The 20,742-nt window shown below is 70.5% G+C and carries 16 protein-coding genes; 6 read left to right on the forward strand and 10 right to left on the reverse strand.

Annotation, left to right across the window (positions count from 1 at the left end):
* Positions 1–13: 13 nt before the first annotated feature.
* From AC1G9L_RS08580 to aptA, 7 genes are all read right to left on the reverse strand, one after another.
* Positions 14–4,090: a CHASE domain-containing hybrid sensor histidine kinase/response regulator gene (locus tag AC1G9L_RS08580; protein ID WP_481070709.1), complete on the reverse strand. Its 4,077-nt coding sequence runs from the start codon at positions 4,088–4,090 to the stop codon at positions 14–16.
* A 296-nt stretch (positions 4,091–4,386) separates the two neighbouring features.
* Positions 4,387–5,688 (reverse strand): DUF445 domain-containing protein, encoded by a 1,302-nt coding sequence (locus tag AC1G9L_RS08585; protein ID WP_414629242.1) that lies wholly within the window; start codon positions 5,686–5,688, stop codon positions 4,387–4,389.
* Positions 5,689–5,778: 90 nt separating this feature from the next.
* Complete coding sequence (locus tag AC1G9L_RS08590; RefSeq protein ID WP_481070711.1) at positions 5,779–6,627, reverse strand: ParB N-terminal domain-containing protein; 849 nt, start codon at positions 6,625–6,627, stop codon at positions 5,779–5,781.
* Positions 6,628–6,789: 162 nt separating this feature from the next.
* Entirely contained in the window at positions 6,790–7,104 is a 315-nt protein-coding gene (locus tag AC1G9L_RS08595) for an EthD family reductase (protein ID WP_019801912.1), read from the reverse strand.
* A gap of 257 nt (positions 7,105–7,361) precedes the next feature.
* Entirely contained in the window at positions 7,362–8,870 is a 1,509-nt protein-coding gene (locus AC1G9L_RS08600; protein WP_481070713.1) for a CoA-acylating methylmalonate-semialdehyde dehydrogenase, read from the reverse strand.
* Positions 8,871–8,896: 26 nt separating this feature from the next.
* Entirely contained in the window at positions 8,897–10,009 is a 1,113-nt protein-coding gene (gene ald / locus AC1G9L_RS08605) for an alanine dehydrogenase (RefSeq protein WP_010343948.1), read from the reverse strand.
* 63 nt (positions 10,010–10,072) lie between these two features.
* Positions 10,073–11,461 carry an omega-aminotransferase AptA gene (aptA, locus tag AC1G9L_RS08610; protein ID WP_481070716.1) on the reverse strand — a complete coding sequence of 463 codons (1,389 nt, stop codon included), beginning with the start codon at positions 11,459–11,461 and terminating at the stop codon, positions 10,073–10,075.
* 185 nt (positions 11,462–11,646) lie between these two features.
* Between aptA and AC1G9L_RS08615 the strand changes: the two genes are divergently transcribed.
* Together AC1G9L_RS08615 and AC1G9L_RS08620 are read left to right on the forward strand one after the other, a co-directional pair.
* Complete coding sequence (locus AC1G9L_RS08615; RefSeq protein ID WP_010343946.1) at positions 11,647–12,195, forward strand: cupin domain-containing protein; 549 nt, start codon at positions 11,647–11,649, stop codon at positions 12,193–12,195.
* Between the two features lie 67 nt (positions 12,196–12,262).
* Entirely contained in the window at positions 12,263–13,765 is a 1,503-nt protein-coding gene (locus AC1G9L_RS08620) for an aldehyde dehydrogenase family protein (protein ID WP_019802567.1), read from the forward strand.
* Positions 13,766–13,933: 168 nt separating this feature from the next.
* Here the strand turns inward: AC1G9L_RS08620 and AC1G9L_RS08625 are convergent, their stop codons facing one another.
* The 3 genes from AC1G9L_RS08625 to AC1G9L_RS08635 form a co-directional block, all read right to left on the reverse strand.
* Positions 13,934–14,431, reverse strand: a complete 498-nt coding sequence (locus tag AC1G9L_RS08625; RefSeq protein ID WP_481070718.1) for a DUF1203 domain-containing protein — start codon at positions 14,429–14,431, stop codon at positions 13,934–13,936.
* Positions 14,432–14,600: 169 nt separating this feature from the next.
* On the reverse strand, positions 14,601–14,969 hold the full coding sequence (locus AC1G9L_RS08630; RefSeq protein ID WP_019802565.1) for a hypothetical protein: 369 nt from the start codon (positions 14,967–14,969) through the stop codon (positions 14,601–14,603).
* Positions 14,963–15,190 carry a hypothetical protein gene (locus AC1G9L_RS08635; RefSeq protein WP_019802564.1) on the reverse strand — a complete coding sequence of 76 codons (228 nt, stop codon included), beginning with the start codon at positions 15,188–15,190 and terminating at the stop codon, positions 14,963–14,965. Before AC1G9L_RS08635 ends, AC1G9L_RS08630 begins: the two co-directional genes overlap by 7 nt.
* A gap of 286 nt (positions 15,191–15,476) precedes the next feature.
* Here AC1G9L_RS08635 and AC1G9L_RS08640 point away from each other — a divergent pair, with 286 nt between their 5' ends.
* From AC1G9L_RS08640 to AC1G9L_RS08655, 4 genes are read left to right on the forward strand one after another with little or no spacing between them, the layout of a single operon-like run.
* On the forward strand, positions 15,477–17,159 hold the full coding sequence (locus tag AC1G9L_RS08640) for an OFA family MFS transporter (protein WP_481070720.1): 1,683 nt from the start codon (positions 15,477–15,479) through the stop codon (positions 17,157–17,159).
* Positions 17,160–17,174: 15 nt separating this feature from the next.
* Positions 17,175–18,014, forward strand: a complete 840-nt coding sequence (fdhD, locus tag AC1G9L_RS08645; protein ID WP_481070721.1) for a formate dehydrogenase accessory sulfurtransferase FdhD — start codon at positions 17,175–17,177, stop codon at positions 18,012–18,014.
* The gene (locus AC1G9L_RS08650; protein WP_019799303.1) at positions 18,011–20,359 is read left to right on the forward strand and encodes an FdhF/YdeP family oxidoreductase; all 2,349 of its coding nucleotides are present in this window, start codon (positions 18,011–18,013) and stop codon (positions 20,357–20,359) included. Before fdhD ends, AC1G9L_RS08650 begins: the two co-directional genes overlap by 4 nt.
* Entirely contained in the window at positions 20,349–20,621 is a 273-nt protein-coding gene (locus AC1G9L_RS08655; RefSeq protein WP_019799302.1) for a hypothetical protein, read from the forward strand. The genes AC1G9L_RS08650 and AC1G9L_RS08655 overlap by 11 nt, the downstream gene beginning before the upstream one ends.
* Positions 20,622–20,742 lie beyond the last annotated feature (121 nt).

Genomic DNA, 20,742 nt, shown 5'->3' on the forward strand with positions numbered 1-20,742 from the left:
TCTCGTTACGCGCTCAGTCGGTTGCCTCGGCCAGCCATTGCCTGACCTTGGCCTCGGCCTCACGGAAGGAAAAATTCTCCAGCAACTGCTGCAGTTCGGCGGTCTGCGCCGCGGGCAGGGCCGCGGCCAGTTGCCGCAGCGTGTGGTCGATGCGGTCCGGATCGTCGCTGTCCAGCACCTGCAGCACCTGGTACCAGGACGCCTGCAACGTCGCCGGGTCCACTGCTGCGTCGGTTGTCGCCGCAGGCGCCGTGGCGATCTGGGTGGCGTCGGCGAAGCGCAGCACTTCGGCGGCGGTGTCGGCCATCGCCGCGGCCAGCGCCGCGATCTCTGCCTCGGCCTCCGCTGGCGCCGTGCTCAAGCGTTCTTCGAGCGCGGCGCTGGCGACGCTCAATGCCGGCAATGCCAGCGATCCGGCCGAGCCGCGCAACTTGTGCGCCAGCGAGACCGCTTCGCCCGGTCGCTGCGCGTCCAGCAGGGCGCGCACGCTCGCCGCCGGATCGGGATACTCCTGCAACAGCTTCAGCAGATAGCGCCAATACGGATCGCGCTCGCCCCAGAGCCGCTGCGCCTGGACGGTATCGAGCAACGCCGGATCGCTGACCGGCCAGTCGTCGGTCGGCAGCATCGACGGCGGCAGCGCCAGCGGCAGCAGCGGCAGCGCGGCCAGGTTCGGCGGCAGATAGCGGCGGATGATCGCGATCAGGTCCTCGACCTGGAACGGTTTGGCGATGAAATCGTTCATGCCGCTGGACAGCGCCATTTCCTGCTGCTGGCGATAGGCGCCGGCGGTCAGGGCGATCACCGGCACGTTGGCCAGCTCCGGGTCGGCGCGCAGTTGCCGCGTGGCTTCGTAGCCATCCATGGTCGGCATCTGCACGTCCATCAGCACCACGTGGAAACGGCCGGGATCGCGCCTTAGCCGCTGCAGTGCCTGGGCCCCGTCCTGCGCCAGGTCGACCACCGCGCCTTCGCCTTCGAGAATGCGCTGCGCGACCTCGCGATTGATGTCGCTGTCGTCGACCACCAGCAAGCGGGCCCCGGCCAGGCGCGCGACGCCGTCGCCGGGCGCTGCTGCGGGCAGCTCGCCGTTGCGGCGCGCCAGCAGCATGGCGATGGTGCGCTGCAGGGCCGAGGCGGTGACCGGCTTGGTCATCACCGCATCCACGTCGGCCACGCCGGGCTGCTGCTCCTGGATCATGCGCCGTTCGTAGGCGGTGACCATGACGATGATCGGCTGCCGGTCCGGCGCCGATTGCGCGCGAATGCGCTGGGCCACGCTCAGTCCGTCCAGGTCGGGCATGCGCCAGTCCAGCAGGATCACGTCGAACTCGTCGCGTTCCGGCGCGGCCGCGGCCAAGGCGGCGGTGCCGCTGGACACCGCTTCCACCTGCCAGCCGAACCCGTTGGCGATGTCGGTCAGGCTGCGCCGCACCAGCTCGTGGTCGTCGGCGATCAGCACCCGTCGCGCCTGCGCCGGTGCGTCGTCGTCGGCCGGTGCCGGCGCCACCGCGAACGGAATGACGAAGTAGAAATCGCTGCCCTGGCCGGGGGCGCTCTGCACTTCCAGTTGCCCGCCCATCAGCTCCACCAGGCGCCGGCTGATGGTCAGGCCCAGGCCGCTGCCGCCGTAGCGGCGGCTGGTGGAGGTGTCGGCCTGCAGGAACGGCGAGAAGATCAGGCTCTGCTTCTCGCGCGCGATGCCGATGCCGGTGTCGCGCACCGAGAACAGCAGCTTGAGCCTGCCGGGTTCGGCGCCAGGGAAGGCGCGCACCGACAGCACCACCTCGCCCTGTTCGGTGAACTTGATGGCATTGCCCACCAGGTTGATCAGCACCTGGTTCAGGCGCAGCGCGTCGCCTTGCAGCCAGCGGCAGCCCGGCGGCAGCGGCTCGACGATCATCTCCACCGGCTTGGCGCTGGTCGCCGAGGTCATCAGCGCGGGGATGTTCTCCAGCAGTTCGTTGAGGTCGAACGGCGCCGATTCCAGGTCGATGCGCCCGGACTCGATCTTGGAGAAGTCGAGGATGTCGTTGATGATCTCCAGCAGGTTGCGTGCCGACAGCTCGATCTTCTGGATCATGTCCTGCGCCGCCTGCGACAGGGCGCTGTGCCGCAGCAGGTACAGCATGCCCAGGATCGCGTTCATCGGCGTGCGGATCTCGTGGCTCATGTTGGCCAGGAAATCGCTCTTGGACTGGTTGGCGGTTTCGGCCGCGTCGATGGCCAGGCGCAGCTCGCGCTCGTGGCGCTTCTGCTCGGTCAGGTCGACGGCGATGCCGAGATAGCCGATCACCCGGTCGTCGTCGTCGCGCAGCGTGCTCAGGGTGAGCAACACCGGGAAGGCATGGCCGTCCTTGCTCAGGTAGGTCCATTCGCGGGTATCGCTGCGTCCCAGGGTGGACAGCGCCGCCACCGATTCGAACGAGGGCTGCACCGGCATGCCCGACTGCGTGGCCATGCGTTCGGCACGCGCGGCCAGTTGCTCCGGATCCAGGAACAGGCCGGTGGCCTTGCGTCCGATCAGTTCGTGCGCGGCGTAGCCGAGCAGGGTCTCGGCGGCCGGGTTGAACAGGGTGATGACGCCGTCCGGGTCGGTGGCGACGATCGCGTAGCCGGCATTGGCCAGGATCGCGCGCTGCAGCGCCGAATAGGTGACCAGTTCGCTGGTGCGCTCGGCCACCTGCTGTTCGAGCGTGGCGTTGAGTTCCAGCACCCGCGCCTGCGCGCGCACCTGCTCGGTGACGTCGTGCAGCAGGTGCGAATGGCCGATGGTGCCGCCGCCGGTGCCGACGATCGGCGAGACGCTGGCCAGCACGCTGACCGCATGGCCGTCGCGGTGACGCAGTTCGCGCACGCCGTCGCCGCCGTTGGCCGGATCGCGGATCTGCGTACCCAGCAACTGCTGCAGCGGCTGGCCGATGGCTTGCTCCGGGGTGTAGCCGAAGATGCGCATGGCCGCCGGGTTCCAGTGGGTCACCCGGCCGTGCAGGTCTTCGGCGACGATCGCCTCGCTGGTGCCGGCGACCAGCGCGGCCAGTTGGCTCTGCTCGCTGAGGATCAGGTCGCGGCGGCGCAGGCTGGTCAGGAACACGTACAGCAGCGCGGCCAGCAGCAGCGCGATGCCGGCGGCCAGGCCGCCGGCGAGCAGCGGGGAGATTTGATCCAGCGAGCGCACGAAGCCTGGCGTGGCCTGCACCCCGATCCGCCACTGGCGGCCGTACACGTCGAGGGTGCGCTCGGCGGCCGGCCCGCCGGCCAGGATCGGCGTGGCGTCGTCGCGGTAGAACGGCTGTGCCGGGTTCTGGCTGTCGGCCAGGCGCAGGCGCAGCTCGTTGCTGTGATCGTCGGAGGAGGCCAGCACCTCGGCGATGTTCAGCGGTGCATAGGCCCAGCCGGTGGTGGCCTGCCAGCGCTGCTCCGGGGTCTGCAGCGGCATGCCTTCGCGGTACACCGGCAACAGCAGCAGGAAACCGCCCTGGCCCAGTCCTGGCGTCTGTACCAGGCGGATCGGCGCGGTGATGGTGGGCGTACCGGAGCGCGCCGCGGCGATCGCCGCGGCCCGCCGTGCCGGCTCGGAGGCGATGTCGAAGCCCTCGGCAGCGTTGTTGGATCGGAGCGGCTGGATATAGACGATGACGAAACGGTCGCCGTCGTGCGGGGCCAGTTCGACGATCCGCAGCGACGGCGCGCCGTCGGCGTGGGCCTGCTGCAGGAACGCCGCCTCGTCCGCGCGCGGCACCCGCTGGATGTAGCCGAAGCCGCGCACGCCAGGAAACTCGTGCAGGTAGTCGCGCGAGGCGCTGTAGCGGGCGAAACGCTCGCGCGAGATGTGCTCGCCGCCAGCGGCGATCACCGCGCCGCGCGCGCCGCGCAGGCCGTGCTCGTACATGTCCAGGCGTTGCCGCAGGTCGCTGGCCACGTGCGAGGCCAGTTGATCGAAGCGCGCCTGTGCCTGTGCGCGATTGCGCTGCTGCACGCCGTGCGCGATCAGCAGCGCGGCGAGCAGCCCGACGGCCAGCACGGCCAGGGCGGCGAGCCGCGCTAGACGCGCCGGGCCGGCGACGGGTGTCCGGCGTTGATTCGACATGCTCCCCCTTCCTTTGGCGAACGCGCGAGCTGCACGCGGCACGGCTTCCCCGGTTGGTTGCGGGATGACGTTCACAGTGGCGGCGAACGTCCCGCGGGTCGTCCCTCAACGCTAGCGCGGGCGCGGCGGTCGCGCCAGCCCTCCAGGCCGAAGAGCCGAGGCGTGTCTACACCTTGCTGCGCGGCTGGCAGGTCTGCCGCGGGCGCGCGGTCCGCCAAGCGGGGTGTCCGGGTGGCGTGGTGCGTCGGCGGCGGGCCGGCCGCTCGCGCAGCGCAGTGCATCCTTGCCAGCCACGCTCAGCCAAGCAGCGTGACGGCAGCGTGCAGCGCCAACCCGATCAAGCCGCCGACCAGGGTGCCGTTGAAACGGATGTACTGCAGGTCGCGGCCCACGCTCAGTTCCAGTTGTTCGACCAGGTGGCGTTCGTCCCAGCCCTTCACGGTCTGCGCGATATGCTCGGTGACGCCGCTGCGCAGGCGCTGGGTCAGCCGCTCGGCGCCGCCGAGCAGGTGCTGGTTGAGCGCCTCGCGCAGGGCGGGATCCTGCGCCAGCGACTGGCCGAGCGCGCCGAGCGCGCGCTGCAGATGCTGCACCAGCGCACCGTCCTGGCGCGACAGGTCCTCGCGCAGCGCAGCATGGATCTGGTCCCACAGCCCCTGCACGTACGCCTGCACGCCGGGGTGGTCGATCAGCCGCTGCTTCAGCGCCTGCACCTTGTCGGCGGTGGCCGGATCGGTGCGCAGCCGTTCCACGTAACCGCCGAGCCAGCGCTCGTAGTCCTGGCGCAGCGGGTGCTGCGGCTGCGACAGCACCTCCTGCAGTTCCTCCAGCAGCGCATGCGCCAGGCGCTCGGCGAGGGTGTCGGCGATGCCCTCGACCGGCTTCACCCACTCCACGGTGCCGACCAGCTTGGGCCACTCGCGGCGCGCGTACTTGACGATCATCGCCGACACCCGCTGCTTGACCGCGGCATCGTCCAGGTGCCGGCCGAGCCGGGTCAGCGCTTCGTCGAGCAAGGCATGGTGGCGGCCGTCGGCGGTGAGCAGGCCGAGCAGCTCGCCGGCGGTGGCGGCGGCGTCCCAGTCGCGCAGCCGCGCGACCACGAAGCCGTGGATGCGACGCCGCACGGCCGCTTCGTCGAGCAGATCCAGCGCCTGCAGCGCCCAGCCGCGGGCGAGGTCGGCCAGCCGTGCGGACTGCGCCGGTTCGGCCAGCCACTGGCCCAGCCGTGCCGCCGGATCGAAGGCGCTGAGCTTGGCCAGCAGCGCGGCCGGCTCCAGGAACTGATCGCGCACGAACACGGCCAGGCTGTCGGCGATGCGCGCCTTGCCGTGCGGGATGATCGCCGTGTGCGGAATCGGCAGGCCCAGCGGGTGCCGGAACAGCGCCACCACCGCGAACCAGTCGGCCAGCGCACCGACCGTGGCCGCTTCGCAGAAGGCGCCGACCCAGGCCCACACGCCGTGCAGGCCCATGGCATGGCTGAGCAGGAAGCCGCACAGCATCGCCAGCAGCAACAGCGCCGCCAGCAGCTTCATGCGCCGCAACTGTGCGCGGCGCGGATCGGGGGGCAGGGGAAGGCCGGGAGACACGCTCATGCGGCCGAGTCTACGCAGTGCGCGGTGAGCGCGGTTGCATGCGCGGCGCCCCGGTATCCGGCTGGGGCAGGGATGGCCGGTGCGCGTGGATCAGCCCGACAGCTGCGCGCGCAGTGCCGCCAGTTCCTCGCGCAGCGCCTGGTTCTCGGCTTCGAGTTCGGCGACGCGCTGACGCAGCGCCATCGTGGCGTCGCCCGCCGCGTCCTGCGCCTGCGCGTCGGCGTGGGCATCGGCATCGGCCGCTTGGGTCTGCTTCGGCTTGCGCTTGGACTCGCGGGCGCGCTTGGCGGCCTGCTTCAGTTCGTCCTTGCCGGCCATGGCCGCGGCGCGCTGTTCCTCTTCGGGCAGGCTGGCCACCGCCGCGGCGGCATTGATCGAGATCGTACCGGACTTGACCGCTTCCACCACTTCGGCGGCGGCCTGCTTCTGGATCTTCTCGATCTGCACCACCTGGCTGTTGCTGAGCCGCGCCACGCGCGCCAGTTCGGCGCGGCTGAGCGGTGCCGGTGCGTCGGCCCAGGGGGGCGTATCGGCGTCGTTCGCCGCATCGGTGGCGGCAGCCTCCGGGGCGGAGCTGTCGGCCGCGGTCACCTCCGCGGCGGCCGCGCTGGCGCGCCGCTCGGCGAGGATCTCGCGCTTGCGCAGCGCCAGCACGCCACGCTGGAAGTCGGAGACGCTGCGCCGGCCCAGGTGCTGGTCGATCATCCACAGGTGCACGTCCTGCAGCGACTGGAAGCGGGTGTTCTGCACGGTCTGGAACGGCAACCCGTGCTTCTGGCAGATGCCGTAGCGGTTGTGCCCGTCGACCAGGATGTCGCCCCACAGCACCAGCGCGTCGCGGCAGCCTTCGGCCAGCAGGCTGCGCTCCAGAGCGGCGTATTCGTCGGCGGTGAGCGGATCGATGTAAGCCTTGAGGTCTTCTTTGACAACGATGTTCATCAACGGGCGGTGCGGCGTGGCGACGGGGGCGGCATTGTAGAGGCCGGGAATCGGGAACGGGGAATCGGGAATGGCAACAGCGTGTGTCGCGGCCGCATGGCCTGAGTCGTTCGCGCATGCGGCGCTTTGCGATTCCCTATTCCCGTTTCCCCATTCCCGGCTTCACCCCACCACCACCTCACTGATCTGCATCACCGGCGTCAGATCGGTGTAGTTCTTGATGTCGCCGAGGATCTCCTCCGCGTGCGGGCCGAAGCCGGCCTGGAAGGCCTCCACCGAGTCGCTGAAGATGTGGCACATGCCGACGTAGGTCGGGTCGCTGCCCGGGGTGCCGCCGGACAGGCCCTTGTCCACGGTGTAGCGCAGGCAGGCGGCGCCCATGCGCGCCTGCAGCAGCGGCATGTGCGTGTCGCGGTAGTAGGCATGGTCGAAACGGGCGCCTGGCGTGTACGGGTACATCACGCTGACCTTGATCATGGAGCGGCTCCTGTGGCGGCGGCGGACCCCGGCCGGGTGCCGGGGTGGCGCAAGGCTACACCTGGGTAAGGCCGGCGCGTGTTGCGCTGCGGCGGGCGCAGGGCCGGGAATGGGGAGTCGGGAATGGGGAATGGCAACAGCAACAGCAACAGCAACAGCAACAGCAACAGCAAGGGATGCGCCTGCCCGTCGACCGGTGCGCGCCGGGATGCTTTTGCGATTCCCTATTCCCGATTCTCCATTCCCGGCTTCATCGCCTACCGCATCGTCGGCATCGCGAACTCGGCGCCGCCCGCGGCCTCGGGCCAGCGTGCGGTGACGGTCTTGAGCCGGGTGTAGAAGCGCACTCCGTCCGGGCCATGCACGTGCAGCGGGCCGAACAGCGAGCGCTTCCAGCCGCCGAAGCTGTGGAAGGCCATCGGTACCGGGATCGGCACGTTGATGCCGACCATGCCGGCCTGCACCTGCCGTGCGAACGCACGCGCCGCGCCGCCGTCGCGGGTGAACACCGCCGCGCCGTTGCCGTAGTCGTGGTCGGCGATCAGGCGCAGCGCGGTGGCGGCGTCGGCCACCCGCACCACGCACAGCACCGGGCCGAAGATCTCCTCGCGGTAGATGCGCATGTCGCTGCGCACGTGGTCGAACAGGCTGCCGCCGAGGAAGAAGCCGTCCGGGTGGCCGGCCGCGCCCGCCGGGCGGCCGTCGACCACCAGGCGTGCGCCCTCGGCCACGCCGCTGTGGAGGTAGCCGAGCACGCGCTCGCGGTGCGCAGCGCTCACCAGCGGGCCCATGTCCGGCTCGTCGCGGCCGCCCTCGGCGCAGCCGGGGCCCAGGCGCAGTGCGGCCACGCGCGGCGCGAGCTTGGCCACCAGCGCATCGGCCAGCGCATCGCCCACGCACACCGCCACCGAGATCGCCATGCAGCGTTCGCCGGCCGAGCCGTAGCCGGCGCCGAGCAGGGCATCGGCGACGTCGTCCAGGTCGGCATCCGGCAGCACCACCAGGTGATTCTTGGCACCGCCCAGCGCCTGTACGCGCTTGCCCAGCGCACTGCCGCGCGCGTACAGGTCGGCGGCCACCGCGGTGGAGCCGACGAAGCTCAGCGCCTGCACCTGCGGGTGCGTCAGCAGCGCATCCACCGCCGGCTTGGCGCCGTGCACCACGTTGCACACGCCGGCCGGCAACCCGGCCTCGTGCAGCCATTCGGCCAGGTGCAGCGACGCCGAAGGCGCGTGTTCGGAAGGCTTGAGCACGAAGCTGTTGCCGCAGGCCAATGCCACCGGCAGCATCCACAGCGGCACCATCGCCGGGAAGTTGAACGGGGTGACGCCGGCGACCACGCCCAGCGGCGCGTACTCGCTCCACGCATCCACGCCGCGACCGACGTCGTGCGAATGCTCGCCCTTGAGCAGGTGCGGGATGCCGCAGGCGAACTCCACTACCTCCATGCCGCGGACCACTTCGCCGCGCGCATCGGTGACGGTCTTGCCGTGCTCGGCGCTGATGCAGCGGGCCAGGGCGTCGGTGTGGCGTTCCAGCAGCGCGCGGAAGCGGAACAGCACCCGCGCGCGCTGCAGCGGCGGCGTCGCCGCCCAGTCGGGAAAAGCGGTACTGGCGGCGCGCACCGCCATCTCCACCGCATGCGCGGCGCCCAGCGGCACGTGGCGCTGGACGGCGCCTGTCGCCGGGTCGAAGACCTCGGCGTGCTCGTCGCCCCGGAACGCGACGGGCTGGCCATCGATGTAGTGGGACAGGATCTCGCCCATCGTGTTCGGTCCTCGCATGGAAACCGTCAGCCCAGCGCGTCCAGCGGCCGCACGAAGTCCTGGCCCAGGGCCTGCGCCACCGCGCGGTGGGTGAGCTTGCCGGCGTGCACGTTGAGGCCGTTGCGCAGGTCCTGGTCGTCGCGCAGCGCCTGCAGCCCGTGTTCGGCCAGCAGCAGCACGAACGGCAGGGTGGCGTTGGTCAGGGCGAAGGTGGAGGTGCGGGCGACGCCGCCGGGCATGTTGGCCACGCAGTAATGCACGATGCCGTCGACCTCGTAGGTCGGCTGCTGGTGCGTGGTCGGGTGGCTGGTCTCGAAGCAGCCGCCCTGGTCGATCGCCACGTCCACCAGCACCGAGCCGGGCCGCAGCAGCGCCAGTTGGTCGCGCGACACCAGCTTGGGTGCGGCGGCGCCGGGGATCAGCACCGCGCCGATTACCAGGTCGGTGTGCGGCAGGCACTGCTCGATCGCATCGCGGGTGGAGTACAGCGTGGTCAATTGCTGGCCGTAGAGTTCGTCCAGGTACTTGAGCCGCTCCAGCGAGCGGTCCAGCACGGTCACCCGCGCGTGCAGGCCCATCGCCATGCGCGCGGCGTTGATGCCGACCACGCCACCGCCGATCACCAGCACCTGCGCCGGCTTGACCCCGGGCACGCCGCCGAGCAGCACGCCGGATCCGCCCTGCGCCTTCTCCAGCGCATGCGCACCGGCCTGGATCGCCATGCGCCCGGCCACCTCGCTCATCGGCGCCAGCAGCGGCAGGCCGCCGTGGCCGTCGGTGACGGTCTCGTAGGCGATGGCGGTGCAGCCGGAGCGCTGCAGCGCCGCGGCCTGCTGCGGATCCGGCGCCAGGTGCAGATAGGTGAACAGCAATTGCCCGGGGCGCAGCATCGCGCATTCCTCCGGCTGCGGTTCCTTGACCTTGACGATCATCTCGGCCTGCGCGAACACGCTGGCCGCATCCTCGGCAATGCGTGCGCCGGCGCGTTCGTATTCGGCGTCGGTGAGGCCGATGGCCTGGCCGCCACCGCGCTGCACCAGCACCTGGTGGCCGTGCAGCACCAGTTCGCGCACCCCGGACGGGGTCAGCCCGATCCGGTATTCGTGGTTCTTGATCTCTTTCGGAACGCCGACCAGCATGAGCGGTTCTCCAGGCAGACGCGGCGCGTGGGGAGCGCGGGCGGTGGGTTGGGTGGGGAGGGGTCAGGGCGTGCTGCGGATCATGTCCGCCAGCACCGCGAAGATGCGCTCGATGTGCACGGGCTCGACGATCAGCGGCGGCGACAGCGCGATGGTGTCGCCGGTGACACGGATCAGCAGGTCGCCTTCGTGGAAGCAGCGCTCGAAGATTTCGTAGGCGCGCGCGCCGGGCGCGCCCTTGCGCGGCGCCAGTTCGATCGCGCCGATCAGGCCGAAGTTGCGGATGTCGATGACGTGCGGCAGATCGCGCAGCCGATGGATCGCCTCCTCCCACACCGGGCCCAGCTCGATCGCCTTGTCGAACAACTGTTCCTCGGCGTAGGTGTCCAGCGTCGCCAGCGCCGCGGCGCAGGCCAGCGGATGGCCAGAGTAGGTGTAGCCGTGGAACAGATCGATGGCGTTGGCCGGGCCGTGCGCGAAAGCCTCGTGGATGGCGTGGGACACGAACACCGCCCCCATCGGCACGCAGCCGTTGGTCAGCCCCTTGGCGGTCGTCATCATGTCCGGGGTCACCCCGAAGCGCTGCGCGGCGAAGGCGTGGCCGACGCGGCCGTAGCCGGTGATGACCTCGTCGAAGATCAGCAGGATGCCGTGCTTGTCGCACAGTTCGCGGATGCGCTGCAGGTAGCCGTGCGGCGGCAGCACCACCCCGGCCGAGCCGGAGATCGGTTCGATGATCACCGCAGCGATGGTGGAGGCGTCGTGCAGCGTCACCAGCCGCTCCAGGTCCTCGGCCAGTTCCGCGCCATGCGTCGGCAGGCCGCGCGAGAACGCATTGCGCTCCAGGTCGAGCGTGTGCCGCAGATGGTCCACGCCCGGCAGCAGCGGGCCGAACGCCTTGCGGTTGTTCGGCAGGCCGCCGACCGAAATGCCGCCGAAGCCGACCCCGTGGTAGCCCTTCTCGCGGCCGATGAAGCGGGTGCGCTGGCCCTCGCCGCGGGCGCGGTGAAAGGCCAGCGCGATCTTCAGCGCGGTATCCACCGACTCGGAGCCGGAGTTGGTATAGAAGACGTGGTCCAGCCCTGGCGGCGCCAGTGCCACCAGGCGTTCGGCGAGCACGAACGGCAGCGGCGAGCCCATCTGGAAGGTCGGCGCGAAATCCAGCGTGGCGATCTGCCGCGCCACCGCCTCGACGATGCGCGGCCGCGCGTGGCCGGCGTTGCAGCACCACAGGCCGGCGGTGCCGTCGAGGATCTGGCGCCCGTCCACGCTGCGGTAGTGCATGCCTTCGGCCGAGGCCAGCAGCCGCGGCCGCGCCTTGAACTGGCGGTTGGCGGTGAACGGCATCCAGAACGCCTCCAGCGTGTCCGGCTCGCGGGTGGCCTGCGCGGCGTAATGGTCGGACAGCGCCTGGGGCGAGAGGGGCGGCTGAGGGCGCATCGCAGGCTCCACGCGAGGGATGTTGAAAAAACTTTACACCATGCCGCTGCGCCGGGGGTGACCCGGCATGGCACAGTTGGCGCAAGCGGTGCCGGCATTTCCTGGTTGCGCCGCAGCACGGGCGCGCTGCACGAAATTGACCGTCCGGGGCGGGTGTGTAAAGTATCCGGCAACACCGTCACCGGCGTTCCCCCGCGATGGACATCGGCGCCCGCCTGCATCGGGTTCGTACCGCCCATGGCCTGAGCCAGCGCGAGCTGGCCAAGCGGGTGGGCGTGACCAACAGCACCATCTCGCTGATCGAGCAGAACAAGGTCAGCCCGTCGGTGAGCTCGCTGAAGAAGGTGCTGGACGGCATCCCGATCTCGCTGGCCGAATTCTTCACCCAGGACCTGGACCCGGGCGAGGCCGATGCGCCGTTCTACCGCGCCGACGAACTGCCCGACGTCGGCAGCGACGGCATCCACTACTACCTGGTCGGCCAGCATCGCCCGCAGCGGCAGATGTGCATCCTGCGCGAGGTGATGCCGCCGGGCAGCGACACCGGCAGCGCGATGCTGGTGCACGACGGCGAAGAGGGCGGGGTGGTGGTGGCCGGCGAGGTGGAGATCACCGTCGGCAGCCAGGTACGGGTACTGCGCGCCGGCGAGGGCTACTATTTCGAAAGCCGGGTGCCGCACCGGTTCCGCAACGTCGGCCGCGACACCGCGGTGCTGGTCAGCGCCAACACGCCGGCCACCTTCTGAATCGCATGCGCGCCGCGCCGCCCGCCGTCGCGTCTTTCCGATCCTTCCGCCGCCGCAGGAGTTCCCGATGACCGCACCCCGCACCCGCGATGCCTGGCAGGCCCTGGCCGACACGCTGCGTCCGCGGACCCAGGCCTTCATCGACGGCCGCTACGTTGACGCTGCCAGCGGCAAGACCTTCGACTGCGTCAGCCCGATCGACGGGCGCCTGCTCGGCCACGTGGCCGAAGGCGAGGCCGCGGACATCGACCGCGCGGTGGCCGCGGCGCGGCGTAGTTTCGAGGCCGGGCACTGGTCGCAGGCCAAGCCAGCGCAGCGCAAGAAGACCCTGCTGGCGCTGGCCCAACTGGTCGAACGCCATGCCGACGAACTGGCGTTGCTGGAATCGCTGGACATGGGCAAGCCGGTGCGCGATGCGCGCGCGGTGGACCTGGCGGCGACGGTGCGCTGCCTGTCCTGGACCGCCGAGGCGGTGGACAAGCTGTACGGCGAAGTGGCGCCGACCGGACAGGACGAACTGGGCCTGATCACCCGCGAGCCGCTGGGCGTGGTCGGCGCGATCGTGCCGTGGAATTTTCCGCTGCTGATGGCGGCGTGGAAGATCGCTCCGGCATTGGCCGCAGGCAACTCGGTGGTGCTCAAACCGTCGGAAAAATCGCCGTTGAGCGCGCTGCGCCTGGCCGAACTGGTCGCCGAGGCAGGCATCCCCGACGGCGTGTTCAACGTGGTCCCCGGCTTCGGCAAGGGCGCCGGCGAGCCGCTGGCGCTGCACATGGACGTGGACGGGCTGGTGTTCACCGGCTCCACCGCGGTCGGCCGGCGCCTGCTGCAGTGCGCGGGGCTGTCGAACATGAAGCGCGCGTACATGGAGTGCGGCGGCAAGAGCCCGAACCTGGTGTTCGCCGATGCGCCGGACCTGGAGCAGGCGGCGCAGGCGGCGGCCGCGGCGATCTTCTACAACCAGGGCGAGGTCTGCACGGCGGCCTCGCGCCTGCTGGTGGAGCGTTCGATCAAGGATGCCTTCGTCGAACGCGTGGTCGCCGCCGGCCGCGCGCTGCAGCCGCGGCATCCGTTCGACGACGACGCGGCGATGGGCGCGCTGGTGGACGAAACCCAGACCCACCGCGTGCTCGACTACATCGCCCGCGGCAACGCCGAAGGCGCGCGCCTGCTGCTCGGCGGCAAGCGCGTGGAGGTGGTGCCCGGCGGCTGCTACGTGGAGCCGACCATCTTCGACGAGGTCGGCCACGAACACACCATCGCCCGCGAGGAGATCTTCGGCCCGGTACTGTCGGTGATCGCCTTCGACGACGAGGCGCACGCCCTGCGCATGGCCAACGACAGCGACTACGGCCTGGCGGCGGGCGTGTGGACCCGCGACATCGGCCGCGCGCACCGCGTGGCGCGCAAGCTGCGCGCCGGCAGCGTGTGGGTGAACGATTGGGACGGCGGCGACATGACCGCCCCGTTCGGCGGCTACAAGCAATCGGGCAACGGCCGCGACAAGTCGCTGCATGCGTTCGACAAGTACACGGAAATGAAGGCGACCTGGATCAAGCTGGGTGAGTAGCCGGGAGCGGGGATTGGGGAGTCGGGATTGGGGATTGGTGAAAAGCGCGGCGGCGGTTGTGGCTGCCGTAGGAGCGGCTTCAGCCGCGACGGGCTTTCCCGGTAACGCTCATCGCGGCTGAAGCCGCTCCTACAACGCCGGGGGTGTTCCAGGTCGCGGCGCAGCCACTCATCCCCAATCCCGACTCCCCAATCCCGGCTCCCGCTCCACCCGGCACGCAAAACAGCCCTGCCGCGCATGATGCAGGTGCAGGTAGCGCACTTGCGGGTCGGCGAAGGCGCAGGCGATCGCGGTGGCGATGCGCTCGCCGGGCTGCACGTCGGCGGCGATCAACATGTCGTCGGCGTCGTAGCCGCGCAGCGAGATCAGGCGGCGGACGATGGCATCGGGCACCTCGCCCGGCGCTGGCGTGGCAGTGGCGACGTCGCGGCGCACGTAGATCGGGCCGGCGGCGCGGTACGGCGTCTGCGCGGGTTGGTGCAGGTAGTGCAGCAACAGCAGTTCCTCGCCGGGCCGCGCGTCCTCCAGGCTGATCCTGCACGGATAGCCGAGCGCGCTGTCGGCGCGCAGGCGCCGCGCGTGGCGCGCCTGCAGGTGCGCGTCGTCGAGGTCGAACAGGGGGGCGAACTGGGCGGCGGGCAGGCCGACGCAACGGAAGCTGGACATGGCGGCTCCGGGAACGGATGGAGCGCGCAGCGTGCCGTTCGCGCTGATATCGTGCTGGCCGCATTCGGACGCGGCATTGGCCATGTGCGGTGTGCGGTGCGTCGCCGCCAGGGTCGGCGACACGCCACGATGTCGCGGGCGCGCCGACGGGACGCCGCGCCTTGCGGCTTCAGCGCGGAACGTAAGCGGCGAAATCGACCGGATGCCGCGGATCGGCCGACTGCACCTGGTCGCCGTCCTTGACCAGCGCCTCGGCGTCGGGCGCAGGATTCGGGTTCATTTTCCAGCGCTCCTGGATGCGCTTGTGGAACAGCCACTGCTTGCGCTGTGCGTCGTAGCGGAAGGTGATGAAGTCGGTCCAGTGCTGGCCGCAGGAGACCCCGTTCTGCAAGGTGAAATAGCGGCCCTTGACGGCGAGGGGGTCCTCGCCATCGGTGAACGGGTCGCACTGGCCACCCTCGTCGCGCTTGAGGATCACCCGGTCGTTGCGCGCCGCCAGCCGGTAGTGGCCATCGCCCTGCTGCACGAAGATCAGCAACGGTCGGGCCGGCGCCGGATCGCGTTGCGCCTCGCCGCGCTGCTGCAGCGCGAGCAGGTAGTCGGCGCGGCCGTCGCCATCGAGATCGGCTGCAACTGCGCCAATGGCTGGTAGCCGGCCGGCACCTGGCGCAGCACGTCGGCGGGGAGGTCGGCCGCATGGGCGAGATGGCTGCCGAGCAGCAGGGTGGCGGCGACGCCGAGGCGGGACAGGACGGGCATGGACGTTTCGCGGGCGAAGGGGGCGCAAGCCTAACCGACCGGCTTGCAGGAGCGGAACCACGCATCGACCAGCGTTCTGTGCGCTGGTGGATCGTGGGGCACACGTCCGCCCTCGTGCGCCAGCGCACGGCGGTCGTATGCTGGCGGGCGCGGCGGCGCTGCGCGTTTTGTAATACCCTCGGTCCGTCCGGTCGCTCGTTATGGCGCCGTTCAGCAAGCGGCAGGGTGGAGATGCCACAGGCGCTCCACCGCAACCAGGGGGCCACGTCTCGGAGGAAACAACTGCATGAACGAACCGCACCGCATCGTTGGCTCCGTGCCGGCCGATCACGCCGGCGTGCTCTCGAAGGAACGCATCGTCGCCCGGCCCGGGTTCAATCGCTGGCTGGTGCCGCCGGCGGCGCTGGCCATCCATCTGTGCATCGGCATGGCCTACGGCTTCAGCGTGTTCTGGTTGCCGCTGTCCAAGGCGCTGGGCGTCACCGCGGCGGTGGCCTGTCCGCCCGACATGGGCTTCCTGGCGCGCATCGTCTCGGCCAGTTGCGACTGGAAGATCAGCGAGCTGCAGTGGATGTACACGCTGTTCTTCGTGTTGCTGGGCTGCTCGGCGGCGCTGTGGGGCGGCTGGCTGGAACGCGCCGGCCCGCGCAAGGCCGGCGTGGTCGCGGCGCTGTGCTGGTGCGGCGGCCTGGTGATCTCGGCGCTGGGCATCCACCTGCACCAGATCTGGCTGCTGTGGCTGGGTTCGGGCGTGATCGGCGGCATCGGCCTGGGGCTGGGCTACATCTCGCCGGTGTCCACGCTGATCAAGTGGTTCCCGGACCGCCGCGGCATGGCCACCGGCATGGCGATCATGGGCTTCGGCGGCGGCGCGATGATCGGCAGCCCGCTGGCCGACGCGTTGATGCGGCATTTCGCCGGCCCCGATTCGGTGGGCGTGAAGGAAACCTTCCTGGTCATGGCCGGGCTGTATTTCGTGTTCATGATGGCCGGCGCGTTCGGTTACCGGGTGCCGCCGAGCGGCTGGACCCCGGCCGGCTGGACCGCGCCGACGGCCAGCGCCAATGCCATGATCACCGCCCACCACGTGCACGTGCGCAAGGTCTGGGGCATCCCGCAGTTCTGGCTGCTGTGGGGCGTGCTGTGCCTGAACGTGTCGGCCGGCATCGGCGTGATCGGCATGGCCTCGCCGATGCTGCAGGAAGTGTTCGGCGGCCGCCTGATCGGCGTCGATGCCGGTTTCGCCAGCCTCGACACCACGCAGTTGGCGGCCATCGCCGCCATCGCCGCCGGCTTCACCGGCCTGCTGAGCCTGTTCAACATCGGCGGGCGCTTCTTCTGGGCCAGCATGTCCGACAAGCTCGGCCGCAAGCACACCTACTCGCTGTTCTTCGTGCTCGGCATCGCCCTGTACGCGGCCGCGCCGTGGGCCGGCAAGTTCGGCGGCAGTGCGTTGTTCGTCGGCATCTTCTGCGTGATCGTGTCGATGTACGGCGGCGGCTTCGCCACCATTCCGGCCTACCTGGCCGACCTGTTCGGCACGCAGATGGTCGGCGCCATCCACGGCCGCCTGCTGACCGCCTGGGCCACCGCCGGCATCCTCGGCCCGGTGGTGGTGGGTTACATGCGCGAGTACCAGTTGGGCATGGGCGTGCCGCCGTCACAGGTGTACAACACCACCATGTACATCCTTGCCGGGATGCTGGTGCTGGGCCTGATCTGCAACCTGCTGGTACGGCCGGTCGCGGCCAGGCACTTCATGACGCCGGAGGAACTGGCGACGGAGAAGCGGCTGGCGCACGAGCGGGTCGGCGGCAGCGGCCAGACGGCGCCGGACGCGGCGCAACTGGCGCAGGTCGGCCGCGGCGGCAACCCGTTGTGGCTGGTGCTGGCCTGGCTGGCGGTCGGGGTGCCGATGCTGTGGGGCATCTGGGTCACCCTGCAGAAGGCGTTCGTGCTGTTCCACTGAGTCCGGAGGGTCGCGATGTATTCGGGTGCGTCATCCAGGCCAGGTGCGGTCGCGCGCGGCGTGCGTCGCCACCGCGGCGGGCGCACGGCCATCGCCCAGGACCTGGTCGCGGCCGAGGTGCCGGTGGCGTTCGCCTACAACGACACGCCGTTCGTGGTGATGATGGCCACGCCGGAAGACCTGGAGGATTTCGCGCTGGGCTTCTCGCTCAGCGAGGGCATCGTCGCGGCGCCGGCGCAGCTGCGCATCGAGGCGGTGGAAACCTATCTGGAAGGTGTGTCGCTGCGCCTGCGGATCCCGCCGGCCCAGGCCGCCGCGCTGCAGACTCGGCGCCGCAACCTGGATGGGCGCAGCGGCTGCGGCGTGTGCGGCAGCGAGTCGCTGGAGGCGGTGCTGCGCACGCCGCGTCCGGTGCCGGCCGGCGTGCCGATCGCGGCCGAGGCGCTGGCCCGGGCGCTGTGCGACCTGCGCGCGCGGCAGACGCTCAACGCGCTCACCGGCGCGACCCATGCCGCGGCCTGGGCCGATGCGCAGGGCGAGCTGCAGTTGATCCGCGAGGACGTCGGCCGCCACAACGCGCTGGACAAGCTGATCGGCGCGCTGGCCGGCACCGGCCTCGACCCGGGCGCCGGCTTCGCGGTGGTCACCAGCCGTGCCAGCTATGAAATGGCGATGAAGGCCGCCCAGGCCGGCATCCCGCTGCTGGCCGCCATTTCCGCACCCACCGCGCTGGCCATCGCGCTCGCCGACAGCGCCGGCCTGACCCTGATCGGCTTCGCCCGCGATCACGATTACGTCGTCTACAGCCATCCGCAGCGCCTAGCGCAGACCGAACCCGCCGGAGAGCCCGCATGAGCAAGAAGACCATCCAGCCCTACACGCAACCGGCCGGCGGTTGGGGCGCGTTGCGCGCCGTGGCCAAGCATCTGATGGAGCAGGACGTGGCGGTGCAGGGCGCCAAGACCCTGCTGCACGCCAACCAGCCCGACGGCTTCGACTGCCCCGGCTGCGCCTGGCCCGACCGCGACCACACCTCGACCTTCGAGTTCTGCGAGAACGGTGCCAAGGCGGTGGCCGCCGAATCCACCGCACGCCGAGCCACTCCGGAACTGTTCGCCCAGCACAGCGTCGCGCAACTGGCCCGCTACAGCGACTACTGGCTGGAGGGGCAGGGCCGGCTGACCCAGCCGCTGCGCTACGACGCCGAGACCGATCACTACGTGCCGATCGACTGGGACGCGGCGTTCGCGCTGATCGCCCGGCATCTCAATGGCCTGGCGTCGCCGGACGAGGCGATCTTCTACACCTCCGGCCGCACCAGCAACGAGGCCGCCTTCCTGTACCAGCTGTTCGTGCGCGAGTTCGGCACCAACAACTTCCCGGACTGCTCCAACATGTGCCACGAGCCGTCCGGCACCGCGCTCAAGGCGCAGATCGGGGTCGGCAAGGGCACCGTATCGCTGCAGGATTTCGAACTGGCCGATGCGATCTTCATCTTCGGCCAGAACCCCGGCACCAATCATCCGCGCATGCTCGGCGAACTGCGCCAGGCGGCCAAGCGCGGCGCGGCGATCGTCTCGTTCAATCCGCTGCGCGAACGCGGCCTGGAGAAGTTCGCCGATCCGCAGGACAAGCTGCAGATGCTGCACAACGGCTCCACGCGCATCTCCTCGGACTATTTCCAGCTCAAGATCGGCGGCGACCTGGCGGCGGTCAAGGGCATCATCAAGCACGTGCTGGAGCGTGACGCCGAAGCGGCCAGCGGCGGCCAGCCGCGGCTGCTGGACCTGGAGTTCATCGAACGCCACACCGTCGGCTTCGAGGCCTTCGCCGCGGAGGTCGCGGCCGAGCCGTGGGACACCATCGTCGAGGAATCCGGGCTGAGCGAGGCCGCGCTGCGCAAGGCCGGCGAGATCTACCTCAAGGCCGAGCGGCTGATCGCCTGCTGGGGCATGGGCATCACCCAGCACAAGCATTCGGTGGCGACCATCCAGATGATCGCCAACCTGCTCCTGCTGCGCGGCCATCTGGGCCGTCCCGGCGCCGGCGCCTGCCCGGTGCGCGGCCACAGCAACGTGCAGGGCGACCGCACCATGATGATCTACGAGAAGCCGCCGGAGGCGTTCCTGGACCGGCTGCAGGCGGTGTTCGGCTTCGCCCCGCCGCGCGCGCCCGGCTACGACACCGTGGGCGCGATCGAGGCGATGGCCGACGGCCGCGCCAAGGTGTTCTTCGCCATGGGCGGCAACTTCGCCACCGCCACGCCCGATACCGACGCCACCCATCGCGCACTGCGTCGCTGCGAACTCACCGTGCACGTCACCACCAAGCTCAACCGCAGCCATCTGGTGCACGGCCGCGACGCGCTGATCCTGCCGTGCCTGGGCCGTACCGAGATCGACATCCAGGAGGGCGGGCCGCAGCACGTCAGCGTCGAGGATTCGATGAGCATGGTGCACCTGTCCGGCTGCATCAATCCGCCGGCCTCGCCGCACCTGCTGTCCGAGCCGGCGATCGTCGCGGGCCTGGCCGAGGCCACGCTCGGCGCGCGCAGTGCGGTGCGCTGGCGCTGGCTGGTGGCCGACTACGATCGCATCCGCGACCTGATCGGGCAGATGTTCGACGACTTCGCCGACTTCAATGCGCGGGTGCGGGTGCCGGGCGGCTTCCGCCTGTCCAACGGCGCGCGCGATCGCGTGTGGGACACGCCCGAAGGCCGCGCGGTGTTCAAGGTGCATGCGGTGCCCACCGACAACCCGATCCACCGCGCGCGCCGCCAGCACCCGGGGCAACTGGTGTTCACCCTGGCCACCACGCGCTCGCACGACCAGTACAACACCACCATCTACGGCCTGGACGACCGCTACCGCGGCGTGTTCGGCGAGCGCCGGGTACTGTTCATCAACGCCGCCGACATCGCCGACCTGGGCATGCGCGCCGGCGACTGGGTGGACCTGCACAGCCTGTGCGAGGACGGCGTGCCGCGCCAGGCCAAGCGCTTCATGCTGGTCGAATACAACATCCCGCGCGGCTGCCTGGCGGCCTATTACCCCGAAACCAACGCATTGGTACCGCTGTCCAGCTTCGCCGACGAGGCGCGCACGCCGACCTCCAAGTCGATTCCGGTGGTAGTCACCGCGCATCTGGCCGACGCCACCGCAGCGGCCCCGCGCGACATCGGAGTCGCGCTTGTCCGCTGATCCACTGCTGACCGCGCGCCTGCTGCACCTGCTGGCCGAGGCGCCGGAGGGCATGGCACTGGCCCGCGTGTGCAAGCGCCTGGAGGTGCGCATGAGCGTGCTGTTGCGCACCCTGGCCTGGCTCGGCGATGCCGAACTGGTCGGGCAGGCCGGGCCGGGTTGGGTGCGGGTGGAGCGGGCGGGCGAGCGCGAGCTGGCGGTGCTGACCGCTGCCGGTCGGGCGGCGGCACAGACGCTGCATGCGGAGGTCGGGCACGACTGAATCTGCAGGCGCGCCGTCTCTGCCTCGCCGTGCGGCGTCGACAGACAGCGCTGCCCGGCGAGCTGCTGGCGTCGCGCGACGCTGCGGGAAACGCCCGGCATGGCCTGTGATGTTCACCACA

Source organism: Xanthomonas sp. NCPPB 1132 (genome assembly GCF_056629235.1).